The 18850-nt window shown below is 68.5% G+C and carries 21 protein-coding genes; 2 read left to right on the forward strand and 19 right to left on the reverse strand.

Going from position 1 to position 18850, the window contains the following annotated elements; genetic code table 11:
- Positions 1-36 precede the first annotated feature (36 nt).
- From flhB to GGR46_RS16815, 16 genes are all read right to left on the reverse strand, one after another.
- Complete coding sequence (gene flhB / locus GGR46_RS16740; RefSeq protein WP_183999170.1) at positions 37-1173, reverse strand: flagellar type III secretion system protein FlhB; 1137 nt, start codon at positions 1171-1173, stop codon at positions 37-39.
- Complete coding sequence (gene fliR / locus GGR46_RS16745; protein ID WP_183999171.1) at positions 1173-1943, reverse strand: flagellar biosynthetic protein FliR; 771 nt, start codon at positions 1941-1943, stop codon at positions 1173-1175. The genes flhB and fliR overlap by 1 nt, the downstream gene beginning before the upstream one ends.
- Before the next feature lie 7 nt (positions 1944-1950).
- A complete protein-coding gene (gene fliQ / locus GGR46_RS16750; protein ID WP_183999172.1) occupies positions 1951-2220 on the reverse strand; it encodes a flagellar biosynthesis protein FliQ in 270 nt (89 codons plus the stop codon).
- 4 nt (positions 2221-2224) lie between these two features.
- A complete protein-coding gene (fliP, locus tag GGR46_RS16755) occupies positions 2225-3055 on the reverse strand; it encodes a flagellar type III secretion system pore protein FliP (RefSeq protein WP_183999173.1) in 831 nt (276 codons plus the stop codon).
- Positions 3052-3300, reverse strand: coding sequence for a flagellar biosynthetic protein FliO (locus tag GGR46_RS16760; RefSeq protein ID WP_183999174.1), 249 nt, complete (start codon positions 3298-3300; stop codon positions 3052-3054). Before GGR46_RS16760 ends, fliP begins: the two co-directional genes overlap by 4 nt.
- A 4-nt stretch (positions 3301-3304) precedes the next feature.
- Positions 3305-3601: a flagellar motor switch protein FliN gene (gene fliN, locus GGR46_RS16765; RefSeq protein ID WP_183999175.1), complete on the reverse strand. Its 297-nt coding sequence runs from the start codon at positions 3599-3601 to the stop codon at positions 3305-3307.
- On the reverse strand, positions 3598-4470 hold the full coding sequence (locus tag GGR46_RS16770; RefSeq protein WP_343058214.1) for a flagellar motor switch protein FliM: 873 nt from the start codon (positions 4468-4470) through the stop codon (positions 3598-3600). The genes fliN and GGR46_RS16770 overlap by 4 nt, the downstream gene beginning before the upstream one ends.
- 81 nt (positions 4471-4551) lie before the next feature.
- Complete coding sequence (locus tag GGR46_RS16775; protein ID WP_183999177.1) at positions 4552-5178, reverse strand: flagellar basal body-associated FliL family protein; 627 nt, start codon at positions 5176-5178, stop codon at positions 4552-4554.
- Between the two features lie 18 nt (positions 5179-5196).
- Positions 5197-6651 (reverse strand): flagellar hook-length control protein FliK, encoded by a 1455-nt coding sequence (locus GGR46_RS16780; RefSeq protein ID WP_183999178.1) that lies wholly within the window; start codon positions 6649-6651, stop codon positions 5197-5199.
- Between the two features lie 35 nt (positions 6652-6686).
- Positions 6687-7112 carry a hypothetical protein gene (locus tag GGR46_RS16785; RefSeq protein WP_183999179.1) on the reverse strand — a complete coding sequence of 142 codons (426 nt, stop codon included), beginning with the start codon at positions 7110-7112 and terminating at the stop codon, positions 6687-6689.
- Positions 7105-8433, reverse strand: coding sequence for a FliI/YscN family ATPase (locus GGR46_RS16790; RefSeq protein WP_183999180.1), 1329 nt, complete (start codon positions 8431-8433; stop codon positions 7105-7107). The genes GGR46_RS16785 and GGR46_RS16790 overlap by 8 nt, the downstream gene beginning before the upstream one ends.
- Positions 8427-9158: a FliH/SctL family protein gene (locus tag GGR46_RS16795; RefSeq protein WP_183999181.1), complete on the reverse strand. Its 732-nt coding sequence runs from the start codon at positions 9156-9158 to the stop codon at positions 8427-8429. Before GGR46_RS16795 ends, GGR46_RS16790 begins: the two co-directional genes overlap by 7 nt.
- Positions 9151-10167, reverse strand: coding sequence for a flagellar motor switch protein FliG (fliG, locus tag GGR46_RS16800; protein ID WP_183999182.1), 1017 nt, complete (start codon positions 10165-10167; stop codon positions 9151-9153). Before fliG ends, GGR46_RS16795 begins: the two co-directional genes overlap by 8 nt.
- Entirely contained in the window at positions 10164-11852 is a 1689-nt protein-coding gene (fliF, locus tag GGR46_RS16805) for a flagellar basal-body MS-ring/collar protein FliF (protein WP_183999183.1), read from the reverse strand. Before fliF ends, fliG begins: the two co-directional genes overlap by 4 nt.
- 3 nt (positions 11853-11855) lie before the next feature.
- Positions 11856-12227: a flagellar hook-basal body complex protein FliE gene (gene fliE / locus GGR46_RS16810; RefSeq protein ID WP_183999184.1), complete on the reverse strand. Its 372-nt coding sequence runs from the start codon at positions 12225-12227 to the stop codon at positions 11856-11858.
- Entirely contained in the window at positions 12224-13483 is a 1260-nt protein-coding gene (locus GGR46_RS16815; RefSeq protein ID WP_183999185.1) for a sigma-54 interaction domain-containing protein, read from the reverse strand. Before GGR46_RS16815 ends, fliE begins: the two co-directional genes overlap by 4 nt.
- 223 nt (positions 13484-13706) lie before the next feature.
- Between GGR46_RS16815 and GGR46_RS16820 the strand changes: the two genes are divergently transcribed.
- Positions 13707-14600, forward strand: a complete 894-nt coding sequence (locus tag GGR46_RS16820) for a flagellin N-terminal helical domain-containing protein (protein WP_183999186.1) — start codon at positions 13707-13709, stop codon at positions 14598-14600.
- A gap of 208 nt (positions 14601-14808) precedes the next feature.
- On the opposite strand, the gene GGR46_RS16825 is transcribed toward GGR46_RS16820, so the two are convergent.
- Positions 14809-16164 carry a M28 family metallopeptidase gene (locus GGR46_RS16825; protein WP_343058217.1) on the reverse strand — a complete coding sequence of 452 codons (1356 nt, stop codon included), beginning with the start codon at positions 16162-16164 and terminating at the stop codon, positions 14809-14811.
- A gap of 91 nt (positions 16165-16255) precedes the next feature.
- On the reverse strand, positions 16256-17380 hold the full coding sequence (locus GGR46_RS16830; RefSeq protein ID WP_183999187.1) for an FAD-dependent oxidoreductase: 1125 nt from the start codon (positions 17378-17380) through the stop codon (positions 16256-16258).
- A gap of 79 nt (positions 17381-17459) precedes the next feature.
- Between GGR46_RS16830 and GGR46_RS16835 the strand changes: the two genes are divergently transcribed.
- The gene (locus tag GGR46_RS16835) at positions 17460-18113 is read left to right on the forward strand and encodes a TetR/AcrR family transcriptional regulator (protein WP_221262832.1); all 654 of its coding nucleotides are present in this window, start codon (positions 17460-17462) and stop codon (positions 18111-18113) included.
- Here the strand turns inward: GGR46_RS16835 and GGR46_RS16840 are convergent.
- Positions 18110-18841 (reverse strand): sigma-70 family RNA polymerase sigma factor, encoded by a 732-nt coding sequence (locus GGR46_RS16840; RefSeq protein WP_183999189.1) that lies wholly within the window; start codon positions 18839-18841, stop codon positions 18110-18112. The genes GGR46_RS16835 and GGR46_RS16840 overlap by 4 nt on opposite strands.
- Positions 18842-18850 lie beyond the last annotated feature (9 nt).

Consider the following 18850-nt stretch of genomic DNA (forward strand, 5'->3'; position numbering starts at 1 on the left):
CTCTCCCACCGTTAAACGGCCGGAGCGCTGCCGATTTTAGTGCGGACGCGCCTGTTTCCGGCCGTTTTCGTCGAAAAGCGCGGTGTCGGGCACGGTGACCGGCGGCTGGACCGCGCCGGCGCGCCCGCTGACCTGGAAGACGAAGGCGAGCACGGTCGCCACCGCCATATAGAGGTCGTCGCGAATCTGCTGGTTTTCCTTGCTGGTGTAATAGACCGCGCGGGCGAGTTGCGGATATTCGAGGATCGGTACCGCGAGCTCGCCGGCCAGCTCGCGGATCGCCAATGCAGTCGCCCCGCGCCCCTTGGCGACCACCACCGGCACCTGGTCCTGGCCCTGCTCGTAGCGCAGTGCCACGGCGAAGTGCGTCGGGTTGGTGATGACGACATGCGCGGTCTCCACCGCCTTGCGGAAGCCGCCCTTCAGGATCTGACGCTGGCGCTGGCGCTGCGCCATCTTGGCCTCGGGCGAGCCTTCGGCTTCCTTGTGCTCGTCCTTCACTTCCTGCTTGGTCATGCGCAGCTTGGCCATGTGGCGGAGGATCTGGATCGGCAGGTCGACGCCGGCGATCAGCAGCAGCCCGCCGGCCATGACGAAGAGCAGGTAGAGGAACTCGTTGCCCATCGCGCCGATCGCGCCGTGCAGATCGGCCTCGACCAGCCCGAGCGAGCGGCTGGTCAGCGACCACAGCAGCCAGGTGCCGATGCTGCCGAGCAGCACGACCTTGAGCAGCCCCTTGCCCAGCTCGATCCAGCCATTGGGGCCGAAGATGCGGGCCAGGCCCGAGGCCGGGTTGATGCGCGAGGCCTTGGGGGCGAACAGCTTGGAATTCCAGCGCAGGCCGGCGAGGCCGACATGGCTGAGCACGGCGCCGGCGACGGCGAGCAGCAGCAGTCCGCCGATCGGCAGCGCGAGCTTCCATGCGGCGGCGGCGATCGGACGCCAGGGCTCGAAATCCTCGACATCGGCGACGGTGAAGGTGAAGCTGCCGACCATCACTTCCTTGCAGGCGCGGACCAGCGCGGGGCCGAGCGTCGCCATCCAGGCGCAGCCGAGAAGGACGATCAGCGCGGTGCCGAAGTCCTTCGAGCTGAGTATTTGGCCTTCTTCCGCAGCTTTCCGCTTGCGCTTCGGTGTTGGGGCTTCTGTCTTTTCGCCGCCGGACTCGGACATCAGCCGAGCACCAGCTGCGGCATCATCGCGAGCGCTTCGCGGATGATGACGACGAGATAGTCCCCCATCGCGGGGAGCGCGAGCAGCAGTGCGACCACGCCGAACAGCAGGCTGGCGGGCAGGCCGACCGCGAACAGGTTGAGCGCCGGGGCGGCGCGGCTCAGCATGCCGACGATCAGGTTGAGGCAAAGCAGCAGGAAGCCGATCGGCAGCGAGAGCAGCAACCCGGCGAGGAAGGTGTAGCCGCCGAACATCGCGATGCCGAGCAGCCGCTCGGGCGCGATCCAGGCACCGGGCGGCATCACCTCATAGCTGCGCACGACCAGCTCGACGAGGACGAGATGGCCGTCGAGCGCCAGGAAGATCAGGGTGAGCATCAGCGACAGGAAGGTGCCGATCGCCGGAGTCGAATGGCCGCTATTGGGATCGACCGCATTGGCGAAGCCCAGGCCCATCGACATCGAAATGACCTCGCTAGCCACCATCGGAGCGGCAAACGCCACCTGCAGTACGAATCCCATGGCCAGGCCGATCAGCGCCTCGGCAGCGATGGCGAGGAAGGTGGTGAGCGAGAAGATCTCGGCCGGCGGCGCGATGTGGGCGACGTTCATCACCAGCACGCCGATCGCGCCGGTGAGCGCGATGCGCGCGGGCAAAGGGATCGCCATCGCGCTGAAGATCGGCGCGGTGATGAACGCCGCACCGATCCGCACCATGGCGAACAGCAGCGCCCAGAGCTGCGGCTCGATCGAGAGGCCGAAGCCCATCATCGCTTGATTACTTCACCAGGTCCGGGATGCGCTCGAAGATGCTCACGGTGAAATCGCCGAGCAGCCCCATGATCATCGAGCCGAAGATCACCAGGCTGATCGCGACCACGACCAGCTTGGGGACGAAGGTGAGCGTCTGCTCCTGGATCGAGGTGGCCGCCTGGACCATGCCGAGCACCAGGCCGGCGAGCAAGGCGGGCACCAGGATCGGGGTGGCGGCGAGTGCCAGCACCCACATCGCCTCGCGGCCGACGGTGAGGAAATATTCGGCGTCCATTGCGCTAACTCACGAAGCTGGAGGCGAGCGAGCCCATCGTCAGCGCCCATCCGTCGACCAGGACGAAGAGCAGCAGCTTGAAGGGCAGGGAGATGATCGTTGGCGACATCATCATCATGCCGAGCGCCATCAGCACGGTGGCGACGACGAGATCGATCACGATGAAGGGCAGGAAGATCAGGAAGCCGATCTGGAAGGCGGTCTTGAGCTCGCTGGTGACGAAGGCGGGAAGCAGCACCGAGAAGGGCACGTCCTGCGGCTTCGCATAGGGGCCGCTCTTGGCGAGGCCCGCGAACAGGGTGACGTCCTTGGTGCGAGTCTGCTTGATCATGAAGCCGTGCAGCGCGTCGCCCGACCGGGCGATCATCTCGCTCGCGCCGATCTTGCCGGCCGAATAGGGCTGGATCGCATTGGTGTTCATCGTGCCGAGCGTCGGCGCCATCACGAAGAAGCTGAGGAACAGCGCGAGGCCGATCAGCACCTGGTTCGGCGGGGTCTGCTGGAGGCCCAGCGCCTGGCGGAGCAGGGCGAGCACGATGATGATCCGGGTGAAGCTGGTCATCATCAGCAGGATGCCCGGCAGCACCGAGAGCAGGCCCATGATGATGAGGACCTGGAGCGACAGGCTCAGCGGCGCGTTGCCGCCGCCAAGGTCGCCGAGCGCGCGATCCACCGCATCGCCCATGCCCGGGGTGGCGACCGGGGTCGGCACCGCCGGTGCGGCACCCTGTGCGAAGGCCGGGAAGGCGAAAAGGACGAGGAAGGCCAGGATGCCGACGAATAGCGCCGCACGTCCCCCGACCGTGCGCGGGGCGGAGACGAGGGCGCGGGTCATTGCTGCTTGTCCACCAGGGTGACGCCGCTGCGGCTGACCGAGACGAGCAGTTTCTGCCCCTCGAACTCGATGACGGCGAGGCGCAGGCCCGGCGAGAGCATCATCGTCTCCTTGAGCTGCACCATGCGGGTCTGCTGGTTCTTGGGCAGGCGCGCCTCGAGCTTGCGCCAGGCATAGAGGCAGCCGACCAGCAGGCCGCAGACGAGCGGCAGCAGCACGATCAGCTTGATGATGTACCAGGTCATGGGATCAGCGGCCCGCGCGCTTGTCAGGGCTGACCAGCTCGGTCATCCGCACGCCGAACTTCTCGCCGACCGTGACGACTTCGCCGCGGCCGATCAGCGTGCCGTTGACGAACACGTCAAGCAGTTCGTTGGCTTCGCGGTCGAGCTCGATCACGCTGCTTTCGCCCAGCGCGAGCAGCTCGCGCAGGGTCAGCCGGGTCGAGCCGATCTCGACGGTCAGCTTGACGTCGACATCCTGCAGCAGCCGGAAATTGGCGGCGACGGCAGAGTCGACCGGGAATGCGGTCGTCATGTCGTTCATTGGAAGTCCTCTGCGTTGATCGGTTCGAGCGAAGTAAGGCGGACCGCGGCGCGGCCATTGGCGGTGCCGACGAGGCCGGTGCCCAGACGGCGCTTGGCCACCATCACCGGAACCTCGGGGCCGAAATCGATCGGGATGATGTCGCCTTCCTTGAGCTCGAGCAGGCGGCCGAGCTGCATGGTCGGTTCGGCGAGCACCGAGCGGACGGGCAGGGTAACCGCCATCACCGCGCGGGTGAGGCCCGAGCGCCATTCGGGCTCGACCTCGTCCTTGTTGCCGTGAACCTTGACCATCAGCGCGGCGCCGTGCGGCTTCAGCGCGGCGACGGGATAGAGAATGTCGAAGAAATGCGGACGGCCCTCGCCCTCGGCCAGGCCGAAGCGGGTGACCACCACCGGATCGTCGGCGCCGAGATCGGGCGCGGCGGCGAGATTGGACTCACCCTCGGCACGAAAGGCGATGCGCGACAGCGGTTCCCAGGCCTTGTCGAGCAGCCCGGCGGTCGACTGGGCCAGCCGGCCGACCAGCGCTTCCGCGGCGGGGGTGAACTCGTTCGGCAGCGGGTTCGGCGCTTCGCCGTCGCCGCCGAAGAATGCGTCGAGCATCTCGAACACCAGCCCGGCCTCGAGCACGAACTGCGCGCGGGCACGGGCATTGCCCATCGCCATCGGCTGCCAGGCCGAAAGCACGCCGCCGCGTTCCGCCTTGTAATCGGCAAAGCGCTGGACCGAGAGCGGCTCGGCCCAGGCGCGCATGTCTTTCCTGAGCAGCCCCTCAAAGGCGCCCTTCAACGACTTGGCCAGACGCGCACTGAGGTGCTGCAGCGTGACCAGATCGCCGAACGGATTCAGGTTGGCCGTCCCCAGCACCGGCGCGTGTTCCGCGCTGGTCCGGGGGCGTTCCCGTCGTTCGGCCGAGCCGTCTGGTGAAGGGCTGTTAACCATGCCCGTTCACTGAACAATGAAATTGGTAAAGTAGACGTTACTAACGCCGCCAAAGCCTTCCTTTTCCTTCAAAACGCCGTTGATTGCCTTCGCCAGCCGGTCCTGGATGTGGCGTTTGCCCTCGGCGGTGAAGACTTCGTCCTCGGTCGTCTCGCCCAACGCCATCAGCACCGCCGAGCGAATCGCGATCTCATGCGTCTTGATGTTCTCGAGGACGCGCTCGTCATAGGGGGTCGACACGGCAAGGCCGACCTGAACGAAGTGGACGCTGTCCTGGAGATTGGAGGTGAACTCCTTCTCCATCGGATAATAGGAGGAGGCATATTTGTCGCCGCCTTCGCCCTTGGGCGTGGGCTTGCCGCCATGGCCGGGAGCCTCGCCCTCGCCTTCGCCGCCATGGCCGCCTTCGCCGCCGCCCTTCATCGAGGCGCGCTTCTCTTCGCTCTTCGGCACGAGGTGCGGCTCGTCGGCTTCCTCGGCATGGGCGGCGGCGCTGAACCAGCCGGCCTGCATGCCATAAAAGGCCGCGCCCCCGCCGCCGCCGAGCAGCAGCACCGGCAGGCCCACGAGCAGCAGCAGCTTGCCCTTTTTCTTCTTCGGCGCAGCGGCGCCCGCATCCTTGATATCGCTCATCGTCTATCTCCGCGGATCTCAGGCGACCCGTTCGTCGTCATGGGTGGAGGTCTGGGCCTCGCGGCGCGCGCTGGGCGGTGCCGAAGGCTGGTGGCGGTTGGGCGCGGCGTCCTGGCGCTGGCCCTGGTTCATCTGCGAGCTGGTGCCGGCACCGGTGCCGCCATTGGTGCCCGCCGCGTTCGATTCGACGCTGGTCGAGCCCAGGCGGATGCCGCGTTCCTGCGCGATCTCGGCCAGCTTGGGCTGGGCATCGGCGATCAGCTGACGCGCCGACTGGGTATCGGTGTTGAACTGGACGTGGATGTTGCCCGAATCGTCCTGGCGGATCGCGATGTCGACCTTGCCCAGCGCCTCGGGCATCAGGCTCAGCCGGGTCTCGCGGGCCGGGCCCGCGCCTTGCAGCGTCTCGATCTTGTCGATCATCTTCGACGTCCACTCCTGGTGACCCATGTCGAGCGCGGCGTCCTGGCCCTGGCCGGCGGCGGCGACCGCCGAAGCGGTCTGCGTGCCGGTGGTGGGCGCGGCGAGCGTCGAGAGATCGACCTGCTGGTCGCTCGGCGCACCGGCATTGGCGGTGCGGGCCTGGGGCCGATCGAACGCGGCGAAGACCTGGTCGGCGACCGAAGGCGACGCGGGCGTGGCAGGCTGCGGCTGTGCCGGAGTCACATCGGCGATCGACACCTTCTGCGACGGGGCGGGCCTGTCGAGCGCGATGCGGACCACCGGCGCCTCGGCCGCGGCCTTGCGCAGCTCGCGCGGCGGCTGGGCGAGCGGGGGCTGCAGGGCGGTCCCGGACGGGGTGTCGCTGGGAGTGGCGGGCGTGGTGCCAGCGCTGGTGGCGGAGGTTTCCGCAGGTGCTTCCGGGATTGCAACGGACTGGCGCTGGACATCGCCGTTGCGGGCGGTCGGCTGCGGCCTGGCATCGGGCTGGATCGCTGGCGGTGTCGCTGGTGCGGTCGTGGCGACGGGCTTGGGCGTGGTCGCTTCGGCTTTGCCCTTGGGCGAGGCTTCACCGGTTTCCGCGACCGGGACTTCGGGCAACTGGGCTTCACTGCGCGCGCGCTTGCCGCTGGCTTCGACGGTTACGTCAGAGACAGTTTCCGCCTTCGCTTCGGGCGGAGCGGCCAGAGGCGGCGCGATGGCGAACCAGGCGAAGGGGGGCGGAGGCGCGTCCTCCGCGCTCGCATCGTCCTTGTCGGCCATAGTGTCGGAACCCGCCTGCTCCTCGCTCTTGCCGTCGAGGCCGAGCACGGCATCCGGCAATTCCTTGCCGTCACCGGCAAGATCCTGCCCCTCGGCTAGCGGGATTGCCGCATCCGCGATCTTGCCCTGCGGTCCGGCAGGGGACGCCGCGATCTTCGGCATCAGCGCACCCATGGCCAGCGCAAAGCCGCTCACATCCGCGGGAATCGCGGTGTTCGGCTTGACTGGCTCCACGGCAATGCCGGGAAGTGCGATGGTGAGATGGATCAAGTTCGAGTCCCCGTGACACGTGGTTCACGGAGTACTCAGCAAATATCGTGCCGATTTTTGCCCATGGGCGGGAGCTGCTCGAGCTCGCGCAGCGCCTTGAGCGCGGCATCGGCCTCGGCGCGGGTGATCAGCTTCTCGATCGCGTTCTGGTCGCGCCGCGCCTCGCGTGTGGCGGTGCGGGCCATCTCCAGGCCCTGCTCGGCGACTTCGACGCGCTTGTCGGCGGCGAAGGCGGACTGGTGAAGGCGATCGCGGAAATGCGCGGCGGCGGCGAGGCTCGATGCCGATTCGGAAACGCTGGGGGCCGGCGCGACATTGGCGGCGAGGCTGGCGATGCGATCGCGCAGTTTCGCTTCCTGGTCGACCTTGGCGAGTGCGCGCACTTCATCGGCGCGGACCAGGTCGAGCTGGAGCGTGCGGACACGCAGCAGCCGGTCGAGCTTCTTGACCGACCTAGCCATGACCGAACACGCCGACCAGCTCGGTCACTGCGTCGGGCAGGGTCACGATCTCGTCGGAGCCCTGGCGGATATATTCCATCACTGCCGGGTGGCAGGCGATCGCCGCGTCGATCTCGGGATCGGCGCCAGCGCGATAGGCGCCCATCAGCACCAGGTCGCGATTCTCCTCATAGGTCGCGAGATGGCGGCGCAGCACGCGGGCGGCGCTGACATGCTCCCTGGGAACGATATCGGTCATCACGCGGCTGACCGAGGGGCCGAGGTCGATCGCCGGATAGACGCCGCGTTCTGCGAGCGCGCGCGAGAGGACGATATGGCCGTCGAGGATCGAGCGGGCGCTGTCCACCACCGGATCGTTGCCGTCGTCGCCGTCGGCCAGCACGGTGTAGATCGCGGTGATCGATCCGCCGGTGTGCACGTCGGTGCCGGCGCGCTCGATCAGGCTGGGAAGCATCGCGATGGCCGAAGGCGGGTAGCCGCGGGCCGAAGCCGGCTCGCCCAGCGCCAGGCCGATCTCGCGGCCGGCATGGGCGACGCGGGTGAGCGAATCCATGATGAGCAGCACCTTCTTGCCTTCGTCGCGAAAGGCTTCGGCAATGGCGGTGGCGCGCAAGGCGCCGCGGATGCGGAGCACCGGCGAGTGATTGGCAGGGACGGCGACGACCACCGAGCGCGCGCGGGCGGCGCCGGCGACCTTGGTCTCGAGGAAGTCGGCGACTTCGCGCGAGCGCTCGCCGATCAGGCCGATGACGATCACGTCGGCCTGGGCCGCGCGGACCATCATGCCGAGCAGCACCGACTTGCCGACGCCAGAGCCGGCCATGATGCCGACGCGCTGGCCCTGGCCGATGGTCAGCAGCCCGTTGATCGCACGCACGCCGACATCGAGCGGCTGAAGAACCCTTCCACGGTCCAGTGGCGACTGGAGTTTGCCGGCGAGCGGCCATTTGCCTGCGCCGCGGATCGGGCCGAGCCCGTCGATCGGCTTGCCCGAGCCATCTACCACGCGGCCGAGCATCGCCGCGCCGACCTCCGCCTCGCCCGGCGCGCCGACCGGACGGACCGGGGCATTGGGCAGCAAGGCAGCGGGGCCGCCCAGGTTCATCAGCAGCGTCTTGCCCGAGCGGAAGCCGATCACCTCGGCTTCGACCCGGCTGTCGCCATCGCCGATCGCGCAGACCGTGCCGACGGGCAATTGCAGGCCGACGGCCTCCATCAGCAGCCCGTCATAGGACGAGAGGCGACCTGAGATGCGCGGGCGCGGCGCGAAATCGCCGCAGCTCAGGCCTTCCAGATAGTCTTCGGTGAACAGGTTCAGCATGCGGGCGGAATCGGCACGCGGTCGATCGCCTGGGCTAGCTGTTCGAGCCACAGATCGGGGCCATCCTCGACGATGGTCGAGGCGCTCTCGATCACGAAGCCACCGCGCTGGACGTGCGGATCGCCGACCGGGAAGACGCTCGCGGGCAGCTTGCCCTGGACGAAGGCGACATCGTCGGGGTGGAGGCGGAGCAGCGCGGATTCGGCGCTGTCGGCGAGAAGGTCGACAGCGGCGTTGATCCGCTGGGCGAGCACATCGGGCGCGACGCCGACTTCGCCGACCAGCTTGGTGACGAGATGCAGCACGGTCTGGCGCAGCTGGCCGGCCATCCGGTCGCGATCGAAATGCGCGCCGGTGGCGAGCGCGGCCGAGACCTGATCGAGCAAGGCCGTTTCGCGCGTGCGGACGGCCTCTGCCTCGACCAGAGCCGCGGCATGGCCCTCGGCGAAACCCGCCTCGTGCGCCGCGGCGATCGGATCGATGAACGGCCCGGGCTCGGCGGCATGCTGGGTATCGGCCGAGAAGGGATCCCAGCCTTCGGTGGGGTTGGCCTGCGGATTGGCGGGCGCGAAGTGGCGCGGCTGGGCCGGCGCTTCCTCGAACACGCGGCGGCCGATCCGGTCGACTTCCGACGGCGCGAAGCCGACGCCGTCGCCAAAGGCCCGGGCCAGGACATGTTCGGCGGCGCTGATCCGCCCGGCAAAGCCCGGCGCGAAATCAGACATAGTCGTCGTCCCCGCCCTTTGACGGCATCTGGATCGTGCCGTCCTTCACCAGCCCGCGGGCGATAGCGATCATCGCCTTCTGCGCGTCGAGGACATCGGCCATCTTCATGGGGCCGAGCGACTCCATCTCGTCCCGGATGCCGTCGGCGGCGCGGCTCGACATGCAGCCGAGGAAGCGTTCGCGGACCTCTTCCTCGACGCCCTTGAGCGACTTGACCAGGATCGTGGTGTCGATGTTGCGGATCAGCGTCGACAGGTTCTTGTCGTCGAGCTCGAGCAGGTTGTCGAAGACGAACATCGCCTCCTCGATCGCACGGGCAACCTCGCGGTCGATCTTGGCGAGCTTGGGCATGACGCGCTGCTCGGTGATCTTGCGGGCGCCCGAGAGGATCTTCGCCGCCTCGCGCGTGCCGCCGAGCTGGAGCCCGCCGCTCGACTTGCGGCCGCCCATGCCGGCGCGGCCCTGGAGCATCGTCTTCAGCGTCTCGATCGCCTCGGGCGGCACCGGGCCGAGCTTGGCGATGCGGCGCAGGATCTGCGGCTGCGCCACCTCGGGCAGATGCTCGAACACCTTGGCGGCGATATCGGGATCGAGATTGGCGAGCAGCACCGCGGCGATCTGCGGATGCTCGTTCTCGATCATCCCGGCGATCTCCTCGGGCTCGAACCAGTCGAGCCATTCGATCGAGGCGGCCTGGCTGGCCGGCATCACCCGCGCCAGCACGCCCGAGGCACGCTCGGGGCCGAGCGCCTTGGTCATGATGCTCTCGATCTTCGGCGCCGGATCGAAGGTGACGCCGGTGCGCTCGCGCGCCTTGAACACGAAATCGTCGAGGACGATGTCGACCTCGGCCTCGCTGACGTCGGCGACGTTGAACATCGCCTTGCCGAGCGAGCGGACTTCGTCGGGATCGAGCTTCTGGAGGATGGCCGCGGCTTCCTCCTCGCCGACCAGCATCATCAGGACGGCGGCGCGCTCGACGCCGTTGAAGCTGCGGATGGCGTTCATTGCGCGTCTGCCTTGATCATGTCGCGGACCGCCAGGGCGGCGCGCGCGGGATTGTCGCGAGTGAAGCCGCGGACCAGGCCGACGCGCTCGTCATAGCTGTTGCCGGCGCTGTCGAGCATGTCGATCGACACGGGCGCGGCACCCTGCATCTGGCCCTCCTCGCCGGCCGGGCCGCTCATCGCCAGCGCGGGACGGTTGCCGGCGGCGGCCGGCTCCTCGCGCTTCTTGAGCAGCGCCTTGGTGAGCGGGCGGACGCCGAGGAACAGGACGAGCAGCGCGATCACCAATGCGGTGGCGTTGCGCGCGGCGAGCGGCACCCATTCGGCCTCGTACCAGGCCGGGCCCTTGTCGCCGGCATCGGCGGCGGCGTTGAACTTGCGGCTGATCACCGTCACCTGGTCGGTGCGGCCCTGATTGTAGCCGACTGCGGCCTGGACCAGCTGGGTGATCTGCTGGATCTCCACGGTCGAGCGCGGCTTGCCCGATTCCTCGCGCAGCAGCACCGCGACCGACAGGCGCTTGATGCTGCCCGGGGCCTGGCGGGTGACCGAGACCTGCTTGCCGGTCTCATAGGTGCGGGTGAAGCTGTCGCTCTGCTTCTGCGGCGTCGCGGTGCTGGCGCCGGCGGCAGTGGCGCCGGCAGCTGGCGTGGCACCCGGCGTCGGCTGCGCATTGGGTGCGGTGACGGTGCTGGCCGGCGGCGGAGTGTTGGAGAGCGCGCCGGGAATGCCGCCCGGCGCCTGGCCGTCCTTGGTGCCGGTCCATGCGCCCTGCTCGGCGGAAATGACCGCGCCTTCCTTGTCATAGCTTTCACGGGTCGCCTGGCTTTCGTCGAGATCGACATCGGCCTGCACCTCGGCAGTGAAGTTGCCGGCGCCGACCAGGGGCGTCAGCAGCTGGACGAGCTGCTCGCGATACTTGTCCTCGATACGGCGCTGATAGTCGATGCGGGCGTCGCTCGCCGAATTGGCCTCGTTGCCCTTCTTCGAGAGCAGCGCGCCCATCTGGTCGACGATGGTGACGTTCTCGGCCGCCATGCCGGGAACCGACGAGGCGACGAGGTTGACGATCGCGCGGGTCTGCGCCTCGCCCAGTGCGCGGCCGGGCTGGAGCTTGAGGATCACCGAGGCGGTGGGCTGGGTCTTGTCGCGGACGAAGACGCTGGCCTCGGGCGTGGCGAGATGGACGCGGGCCTCGGCGACCGAATCGATTTCCTCGATCGAGCGGGCGAGCTCTGTCTCGCGGGCCTGGCGCAGGCGCTCGCCTTCGACGGCGCGGCTGACGCCCATCGGCAGCTGGTCGAGGATCTGGTAGCCGCCCGGCGCCGCCTTGGGCAGGTTCTGGCTGGCGAGCAGCATTCGCGCCTTGTGGTAATCGTCCTCGGCGACGGTGATCGAGCCCGAGCTGTCGATGCTCGACTTGATGCTGGCGCCCTGCAGCGCCGAGCTGATCGCCGCCTTGTCGGCGTCGGTCACGTTGGCGAACAGGATCCGCTGCGGCGGGGTCGAGACCAGCGACCAGGCGAGGAAGCCGGCGGCGACCAGGCCGATCAGGAAGATCAGCGGCATCGCGCGCTTCACCGCGGGCTGGGCGAGGATGCCGCGCATCTGGGCGAGCGGCGCACCAAGGCGGCCCGTAGCGGCGGGCATCAGGGGTGCATCGGTGGAGGTGAGGGCGTTGCTCATGGATTACACCGGCATGCTCATGATGTCCTTGTATGCGGACAGGAGTTTGTTGCGGACCTGCAGGGTCGCCTCGAAGCCGACCGAGGCCTGCTGGCGGGCGAGCATCACCTTGGCGATGTCGACCGTCTCGCCGCGCTCATAGGCTTCGGAGAGCGCGCCGGCCTGGGCCTGGGACTGGTTGACCTGCTTGAAGGCTTCTTCCATCGACGCGGCGAAGCCCGCGGGCTTGCCACCCGCGGCACCTGCGACCGTGCCGGCCGGAGTCTCGTTGGCCTTGGCGAGCGCGGCGTTGCGCTCGAGGATCTGGGCGCGGAGTGCCATGACCCGGTCGACGCTCATCGCGCCACCGCCGCCGATACCGTCGATGCCGCTCATGCCGAAGCCCTCGCCTTACCGATGTCGATGCTCTCGCCCTGCTCGCGCGCCTTGGCGAGGCGGTAGCGCAGGGTGCGTTCCGAGATGCCGAGCCGCTTCGCCGTCTCGATCCGGCTGCCGCCGCATTCGGCGAGCACTTCGCGGATCGCGGCGAACTCGTGCATCTGGACGATGTTGGACAGCGAGCCCGAGGTCTCGACCTCGACGCGCGGCGCGGCCGGGCGGTCGAAGATCAGGTGCTCGGGATCGATGGTGCGGCCGCCGCAGAGCAGCAGTGCGCGCTGGATGACGTTCTCGAGCTCGCGGACATTGCCCGGCCAGTCATGGTCGCGCAGCGCCTCGAGCGCCTCGTTCGAGATCCACGGCATCGCGCCGCGGCCGCCGGCATGGCGGACGACCATCGCGGCCGAAAGCGCGGCGATGTCGCCGGGGCGCTCGGCCAGCGCCTTGGTCATCAGCGGGAAGACCGAGAGGCGATAGTACAAGTCGGCGCGGAAGCGGCCGGCGGTGACTTCACCCTGCAGGTCGCGATTGGCGCAGGCGACGACGCGGACATCGACCTTTTCCGGCATGGTGCCGCCGATCGGCACCACTTCGCGCTCCTGGAGCACGCGCAGCAGCTTGGCCTGAAGGGCGAGCGGCATCTCGGCGATCTCGTCGAGCAGGATGGTGCCGCCATGCGCGGCGCGGAAGAAGCCCTGGCCGCCCGAGGATGCGCCGGTGAAGGCGCCCTTCTGGTGGCCGAACAGCATCGCCTCGAGCATCGTCTCGGGCAGGGCGGCGCAGTTGAGCGCCACGAAGGGCCCGTCGCGACGCGTGGAATTGTTGTGGATCGCGCGGGCCAGCACTTCCTTGCCAGTGCCGGTCGGGCCGTTGATCAGCACGGTGATGTCGGACGCGGCGACGCGCTCGGCCAGCGCCAGCAGCGCGAGGCTCTCGGGATCGGCGGCGACGGGCTCGTGCGGACCGCGCAGCAGCGCGGTCGCGAAACCGGCACCGACCGCGGCATCGTCCGAAGTGTAGGAAAGCCGGGCGGGGTTGCCGTCGCCGAACGCGATCGCCTGCCGGCCTTCGTCGCCCAGGATCAGCGTGCGTGCGGCGGCGGGGGGCACTTCGCCCTCTGCGACCAGGAACAGGTCATGGGCGCCGGGCCGGCCATCCTCGCCGGTGCCGATCGCGAAACCCTGCGCGCGCAGCGACGAGACGAGCGCATATTTCTGGCGAAGCACGGCGGCCGACGGAAGGATGGATCGCATTGTTACCCCCTGAGACACCATCTCCTTTTGGGACTTATTTGGTTAACGCTGCGTAAAATTGCCGGTCGCCGCACCGTTTTGCTCCGGGCGCGTCTACGCGTGCGCACGTAGCGGCGAAATTTTCTGCTTAAGCCGGGCGCAACGCGGCCGTTCCTTGGCTTGGCGGCTCCGGGCTCCCGTTCAGGGGGGTAAATGGGAAGCCGACGAGCATGGAGTAACGAACATGACTGTTATCTCGACCAACACCGCGGCGCTGCGCGCCGCCAACGCCTCGACCGGCGCGAACAAGACGCTGAGCACCGCGATGGAGCGCCTGTCGACCGGCAAGCGCATCAACAGCGCCAAGGACGACGCCGCCGGCCTGGCGATCGCCTCGACCATGACCGCCTCGATCCGCGGCATGACCCAGGCGGTCCGCAACGCCAATGACGGCATCTCGCTGGCGCAGACCGCGGAAGGCGCGCTCAACGAAGTGACCAACATGCTGCAGCGCGTCCGCGAGCTGGCGGTCCAGTCGTCGAGCGGCACCTATTCGGACGACGACCGCAAGAATCTGCAGGCCGAAGTCACGCAGCTGACCTCGCAGATCAAGGACGTGCTGACCAACACCAAGTTCAACGGCAACGCGCTGTTCCAGATCGGCAAGCCGCCGGCGGATCCGACCGACGTCCAGACCGGCGAGACTGCGGCGAAGACCTTCTCGATCCAGACCGGTTCGGAATCGACCGACAAGATCACGATCAGCGTCGACGCGCTCGACCTGGGCAGCATCACCGGTGTCGGCACCGACCCGACGGATGCGGACTATGTCGCGCCGCTCTCGATCGGTTCGTCGAGCACCGCCGACAGCGCCCAGGGCACGCTCGACACCGCGCTTAAGGGTGTCGCCACGCTCCGCGCTTCGCTCGGCGCCGCACAGAGCCGCCTCGACTCGGTGGTCAACAACCTGACGACCAACATCGCCAATCTGAGCGACGCACGCAGCCGCATCGAGGACACCGACTATTCGGCGGAGACGACGGCGCTGGCCAAGGCCCAGATCCTGTCGCAGGCATCGACCGCGATGCTCGCCCAGGCCAACCAGAGCCAGCAGTCGGTTCTGAAGCTGCTTCAGTAAGCGCGTGCCGGTCGGGGTGTCACCCCCCTGACAGGCACCAAGGCCGGTCACCCCTTGCCATTACAAGGGGGCGCATGGGGAACCCCGGTGGTCGTTACCACCGGGGTTTTTCGCATTCTTTGAAGTGCCGCACCGGCCCGCTCCCCCACCTGGCCTCCCATACTATACTGCCGCTGGGAGGCCGGATGGGGGAGCGGGCCGAGGCCGCTTACTTCTTCTCCGGCCGCCCGCCCGGCTTCCATTCCGGCTTGGCCGCGCTGTTCGCCAGCGACTTGAGCGGTGCGACCAGCGACTGGATCGCCCGGGTCATGAAGGCGATGTCGAGATTCTCCAGCGTATCCTGCGCAGTGTGATAATTGGGCGTGACCGCCCAGCCCGAGATGGTGTGGGCGACCACGCCGCGCACGGCGAGCGAATAATTGTCCGAACGCTCGAAGAAGTTCTGCTCCGGATAGGGATCGGCGGCGACCAGCGCGCCATGCGCCTTCAGCGTCTCGCCCAGGGTCGAGCGCTCGAACCCCGTCATCATCATCGTGCCGGCGGGAAGCTTGGGATCCTGCGCGCCGATCATCTCGATCTCGATATTGGCGACGATCTGGTCGAGCGGCACCGGCGGGTGATCGCCGAAATAGCTCGAGCCATAGCCGCCGATCTCCTCGCTGCCATAGGCGACGAACAGCAGCCCGCGCCTGGTCTGCTTCGCCGCGGCCATCGCCCGCGCCAGCTCGAGCACGGCGGTGGTGCCCGAGGCGTCGTCATTGGCGCCGTGCATGATCGTGCCGTCGGGCCGCACGCCGAGGTGATCGAGATGGGCAGTGACCAGGATCACGCCGGCCTTGGGATCGCTGCCCGGCAGCCAGCCGATCGCATTGGTGGTGATCGATTCCTCGCGCGCGACCGGCAGGGTGAAGCTGACCGGTGCGCCGGCCTGGGCGAGCGCCTTGTCGAAATCGGCCGAGGGCAGAGTCGCGAGCGCGGCGTAGCTCGTCGGCGTGGCCCCCTCCAGCCCGGCGGGGAGGCGCGGCTTGCCGCCCATGCCCTTGAACATGCCCTGCGTCATCTCGGTCTCGCGGGCGATGAGCAGCTTCACGCCGGCGGCCCTGGCTGCACGGACGAGCGCCATCGGCGAGCCCTTGCCGCCGGTGACGAACACGACATCGGCATGCGGCATCCTGGCGGGATCCGCACCGTCGAACACTGCCGAGGTGCCGGAGACCGGGTCGATCGCGCCGACAAGCACCGTGGGCACCGCGGTCGGCTTGCCGGCGATGGCGAGCACGGCGGGGCCGTTCGCCGCATAGCGGATGATCTTGGCCGGCTGGAGATAGCCGGGCATCCCCGGCGCGGGCTTCAGGCCATAGCCTTCGAACTGCGAGGCGACGTACGCGGCGGCGATCGCCTCGTCGCGGGTCGCGCTGCCGCGGCCCTGCAGCGCGTCGCTGGCGAGGAAGCTCTCATGCGCGCGGACCCATTCGGGGCGGACGGTCCATTTGTCCTGCGCGAGCGCCGGCGATGCCATCAGCCCGAACGCCATCGCGCCGGCCAGGAACAGATGCTTGGTCACGTGAACTCCCCCGTATGATACCAACGGGGCGGATGTGTGGGGCAAGCTCCGGGGCGGCGCAAGCTGGCGCGCGGCATGACGGTAACGAAAGTTACGATATCTCGGCTGCCGCCTGCGCGCCCAGGAAGAAATCGATGAGGCTGGCCGGGCTGTCGGGGCCCAGGCACAGGCCGAGCATGCGATGCGCCTCCACCGCGGTGGCGGCACTGCGCGCGAACATCACGCGCTCATAGGCGGCGAGCGCGGCTTCGACGTCGCCCGGATGCGCCGCGATCGCCTGGCCCAGCTCCGCACCATCGACCATGGCGAGGTTGGCGCCGTCCCCCGCCGGCGGCATCAGGTGCGCGGCGTCGCCGACCAGGGTCACGCCGGGCGCGCGATGCCAGCGATGGTCGTCCGGCAGCGTGTGGAGCATGCGCGGCACCGGAGCGCCGTCGCTCTCGGTGATGAGCGCGGTGAGCGCCGGCGCCCAGCCTTCGAACTCCGCCGCGATCGCCCGGGCAGCACCGGCGGGGTCGGCGAAGTCGATCGCCTCGATCCAGGCGAGCGGGCGGGACAGGGCGATATAGGCATGGAGTACGCCGTGGGCGAAGATGCCCTTGCCGGGCGCAAGCGCGAACAGCGCGCCGCTGCCGACCGCTTCCGCCGTGGCCGGATGCCGTGCATCGGCGTCGCGCAGCCAGGTCTCGATGAAGGTGGTGCCGACATACTCCGGCTGCGCGTCAGACAGCAGCGGGCGCACCTTCGACCAGGCGCCGTCCGCGCCGACGAGCAGGCTCGTCTCCACCGTCGCGCCATCGGCGAAGCGGAGCCGGTGCCGCCCGCCGCCCAGTGGCACGGCCTCGGCGAGCTTGCTTCCCCATTGCACGGATCCTGCCGGCAGCGAGCCCAGCAGGATACGCCGCAACTCGCCGCGAAGCACTTCCGGACGTCCGCCGGTACCGGTGTCGGGCACTTCGAGCAGCACGCTGCCGTCCGGCGCGAGCGCGCGCGATGCCTCGCCGCCTTCATGGATGATCGCGCGGAACGCGTCGGTGAGGCCGGCTGCGGCAAGCGCGACCTGGCCATCCTCCACATGGATATCGAGCATGCCGCCCTGAACACGATGCGCGGCCGAGAGGTCCGACTCGTACACGGTGGCGGCGATGCCATGGACATGGAGCACCCGCGCAAGGACGAGACCGCCCAGCCCCGCGCCGATGATTGCGACCGTCATTCCTGCCTCCGAATCATTCTGGAACGTTGTTCCACAAAAGGTGGATTGGAACGGCGTTCCATTCATGTCAAGACGCGGCATGGCCGCACGAAACCAGCGCAGCGAAGCGCTTTCCAAGGACAGGATCGTCGAGGCGGCGATCGCGTTGCTCGACGCCGGTGGCGCGCAGGCGCTGACCTTCCGTGCGCTGGCGGCGCGGCTCGAGACGGGTAGCGGAGCGATCTACTGGCACGTCGCCGACAAGAACGAGCTGCTCGCGGCGGCGACCGATCATGTCGTCGCACGGGTGATCGCGGACATCGCCGACGAGGCGGATCCGCGCGCGGCGATCCGCGCGGTCGCGCTGGCGATGTTCGACGCGATCGACGCGCATCCCTGGGCGGGACCGCAGCTGTTCCGGGAGCCCTGGCGATCCTCGATGCCGCTGATCTTCGAGCGGGTCGGGGCACCGCTGATGGCGCTGGGTCTCACCGGCCGGCGGCTATTGGATTCCGCCTCGGCGCTCGTCCACTACATCCTGGGCGTCGCGGGACAGAATGCCGCGAACCCCCGGCTGGCGCCACAGGATGTCGATCGCGAGGCGTTCCTGGCGCATGTGGCAGCGCAGTGGATGCAGCTCGATCCGGAAGCCTATCCGTTCGTGCACCAGACTGCATTGCAGATGCGCGACCATGACGACCGCGCGCAGTTCCTGTTCGGGATCGACCTGATCCTGGCCGGAATCACCCGCTAGCCCAGCCTTCGCGCCAGCCCCTTCTTCAGCCGGGCGTGCGCGCTCGCCTTGATCTGGCAGATCCGCGCCGCGCCGACGCCGAGCACCTGGCCGATCTCCTCGAGGTTGAGTTCCTCGACATAATAGAGCTGGATCACCTGCTGCTCGCGTTCGGGCAGCTCGGTGATCGCGGCGATCAGCGCCTCGCGCTGGTCGCTCTCGGCCAGCTGGTCGAAGGCACTGGGCTCGTCGGACATGAACCAGGGGCTCTCGTCCGAATAGGCCTCGTCGATCGAATCGAAGCGTACCGCCTCGGCATTGGCATAGTCGGTGCGCAGCTTCTCGGCGGTGATGCCCAGCTTCGCGGCGATCTGCTCGTCATCGGGCGCGCGGCCCAGCTCGTTGGTCAGCACCGATACCGCTTCCTGATAGGCCTTGCGCCGGCGCATCGCGCCGCGCGTGGTGGTTGCCTGACGGCGCAATTCGTCGATCATCGCGCCGCGGAGCCGCGTTGCGAGATACTGCTCGAAGGTCACCTGCCCGCGATCCTCGAAGCCGGCTGCCGCCTCGATCAGGGCGACCAGCCCGACCTGAATAAGATCCTCCACCTCGACGAGCGAACTCATCGACCCATGGATGTGCCAGGCGATCCGGCGCACCAGCGGCAGGTGCTTGCGCACCAGCGCTTCCGGATCGCGGTGCGGCGTGGTCGGCGTGTAGACTAGGGGCGAGATTGCCAGTGAAGCCATGGCGTCAAG

The sequence above is a fragment of the Sphingomonas kyeonggiensis genome (genome assembly GCF_014196745.1).
In the GTDB taxonomy this organism is placed as follows: Bacteria; Pseudomonadota; Alphaproteobacteria; order Sphingomonadales; family Sphingomonadaceae; genus Sphingomonas; species Sphingomonas kyeonggiensis.

Coding starts and splice junctions, on each gene's coding strand:
- GGR46_RS16785 (WP_183999179.1), bottom strand. CDS start 7,112: ATGGCTAGGTCGGTCAAGAAGCTCGACCGGCTGCTGCGTGTCCGCACG.
- fliG (WP_183999182.1), bottom strand. CDS start 10,167: ATGAACGCCATCCGCAGCTTCAACGGCGTCGAGCGCGCCGCCGTCCTG.
- GGR46_RS16815 (WP_183999185.1), bottom strand. CDS start 13,483: ATGCGATCCATCCTTCCGTCGGCCGCCGTGCTTCGCCAGAAATATGCG.
- fliN (WP_183999175.1), bottom strand. CDS start 3,601: ATGAACGACATGACGACCGCATTCCCGGTCGACTCTGCCGTCGCCGCC.
- GGR46_RS16820 (WP_183999186.1), top strand. CDS start 13,707: ATGACTGTTATCTCGACCAACACCGCGGCGCTGCGCGCCGCCAACGCC.
- GGR46_RS16840 (WP_183999189.1), bottom strand. CDS start 18,841: ATGGCTTCACTGGCAATCTCGCCCCTAGTCTACACGCCGACCACGCCG.
- fliF (WP_183999183.1), bottom strand. CDS start 11,852: ATGAGCAACGCCCTCACCTCCACCGATGCACCCCTGATGCCCGCCGCT.
- fliQ (WP_183999172.1), bottom strand. CDS start 2,220: ATGGACGCCGAATATTTCCTCACCGTCGGCCGCGAGGCGATGTGGGTG.
- GGR46_RS16795 (WP_183999181.1), bottom strand. CDS start 9,158: ATGTCTGATTTCGCGCCGGGCTTTGCCGGGCGGATCAGCGCCGCCGAA.
- GGR46_RS16835 (WP_221262832.1), top strand. CDS start 17,460: ATGGCCGCACGAAACCAGCGCAGCGAAGCGCTTTCCAAGGACAGGATC.
- GGR46_RS16830 (WP_183999187.1), bottom strand. CDS start 17,380: ATGACGGTCGCAATCATCGGCGCGGGGCTGGGCGGTCTCGTCCTTGCG.
- fliP (WP_183999173.1), bottom strand. CDS start 3,055: ATGACCCGCGCCCTCGTCTCCGCCCCGCGCACGGTCGGGGGACGTGCG.
- GGR46_RS16760 (WP_183999174.1), bottom strand. CDS start 3,300: ATGACCTGGTACATCATCAAGCTGATCGTGCTGCTGCCGCTCGTCTGC.
- flhB (WP_183999170.1), bottom strand. CDS start 1,173: ATGTCCGAGTCCGGCGGCGAAAAGACAGAAGCCCCAACACCGAAGCGC.
- GGR46_RS16790 (WP_183999180.1), bottom strand. CDS start 8,433: ATGCTGAACCTGTTCACCGAAGACTATCTGGAAGGCCTGAGCTGCGGC.
- fliE (WP_183999184.1), bottom strand. CDS start 12,227: ATGAGCGGCATCGACGGTATCGGCGGCGGTGGCGCGATGAGCGTCGAC.
- fliR (WP_183999171.1), bottom strand. CDS start 1,943: ATGATGGGCTTCGGCCTCTCGATCGAGCCGCAGCTCTGGGCGCTGCTG.
- GGR46_RS16775 (WP_183999177.1), bottom strand. CDS start 5,178: ATGAGCGATATCAAGGATGCGGGCGCCGCTGCGCCGAAGAAGAAAAAG.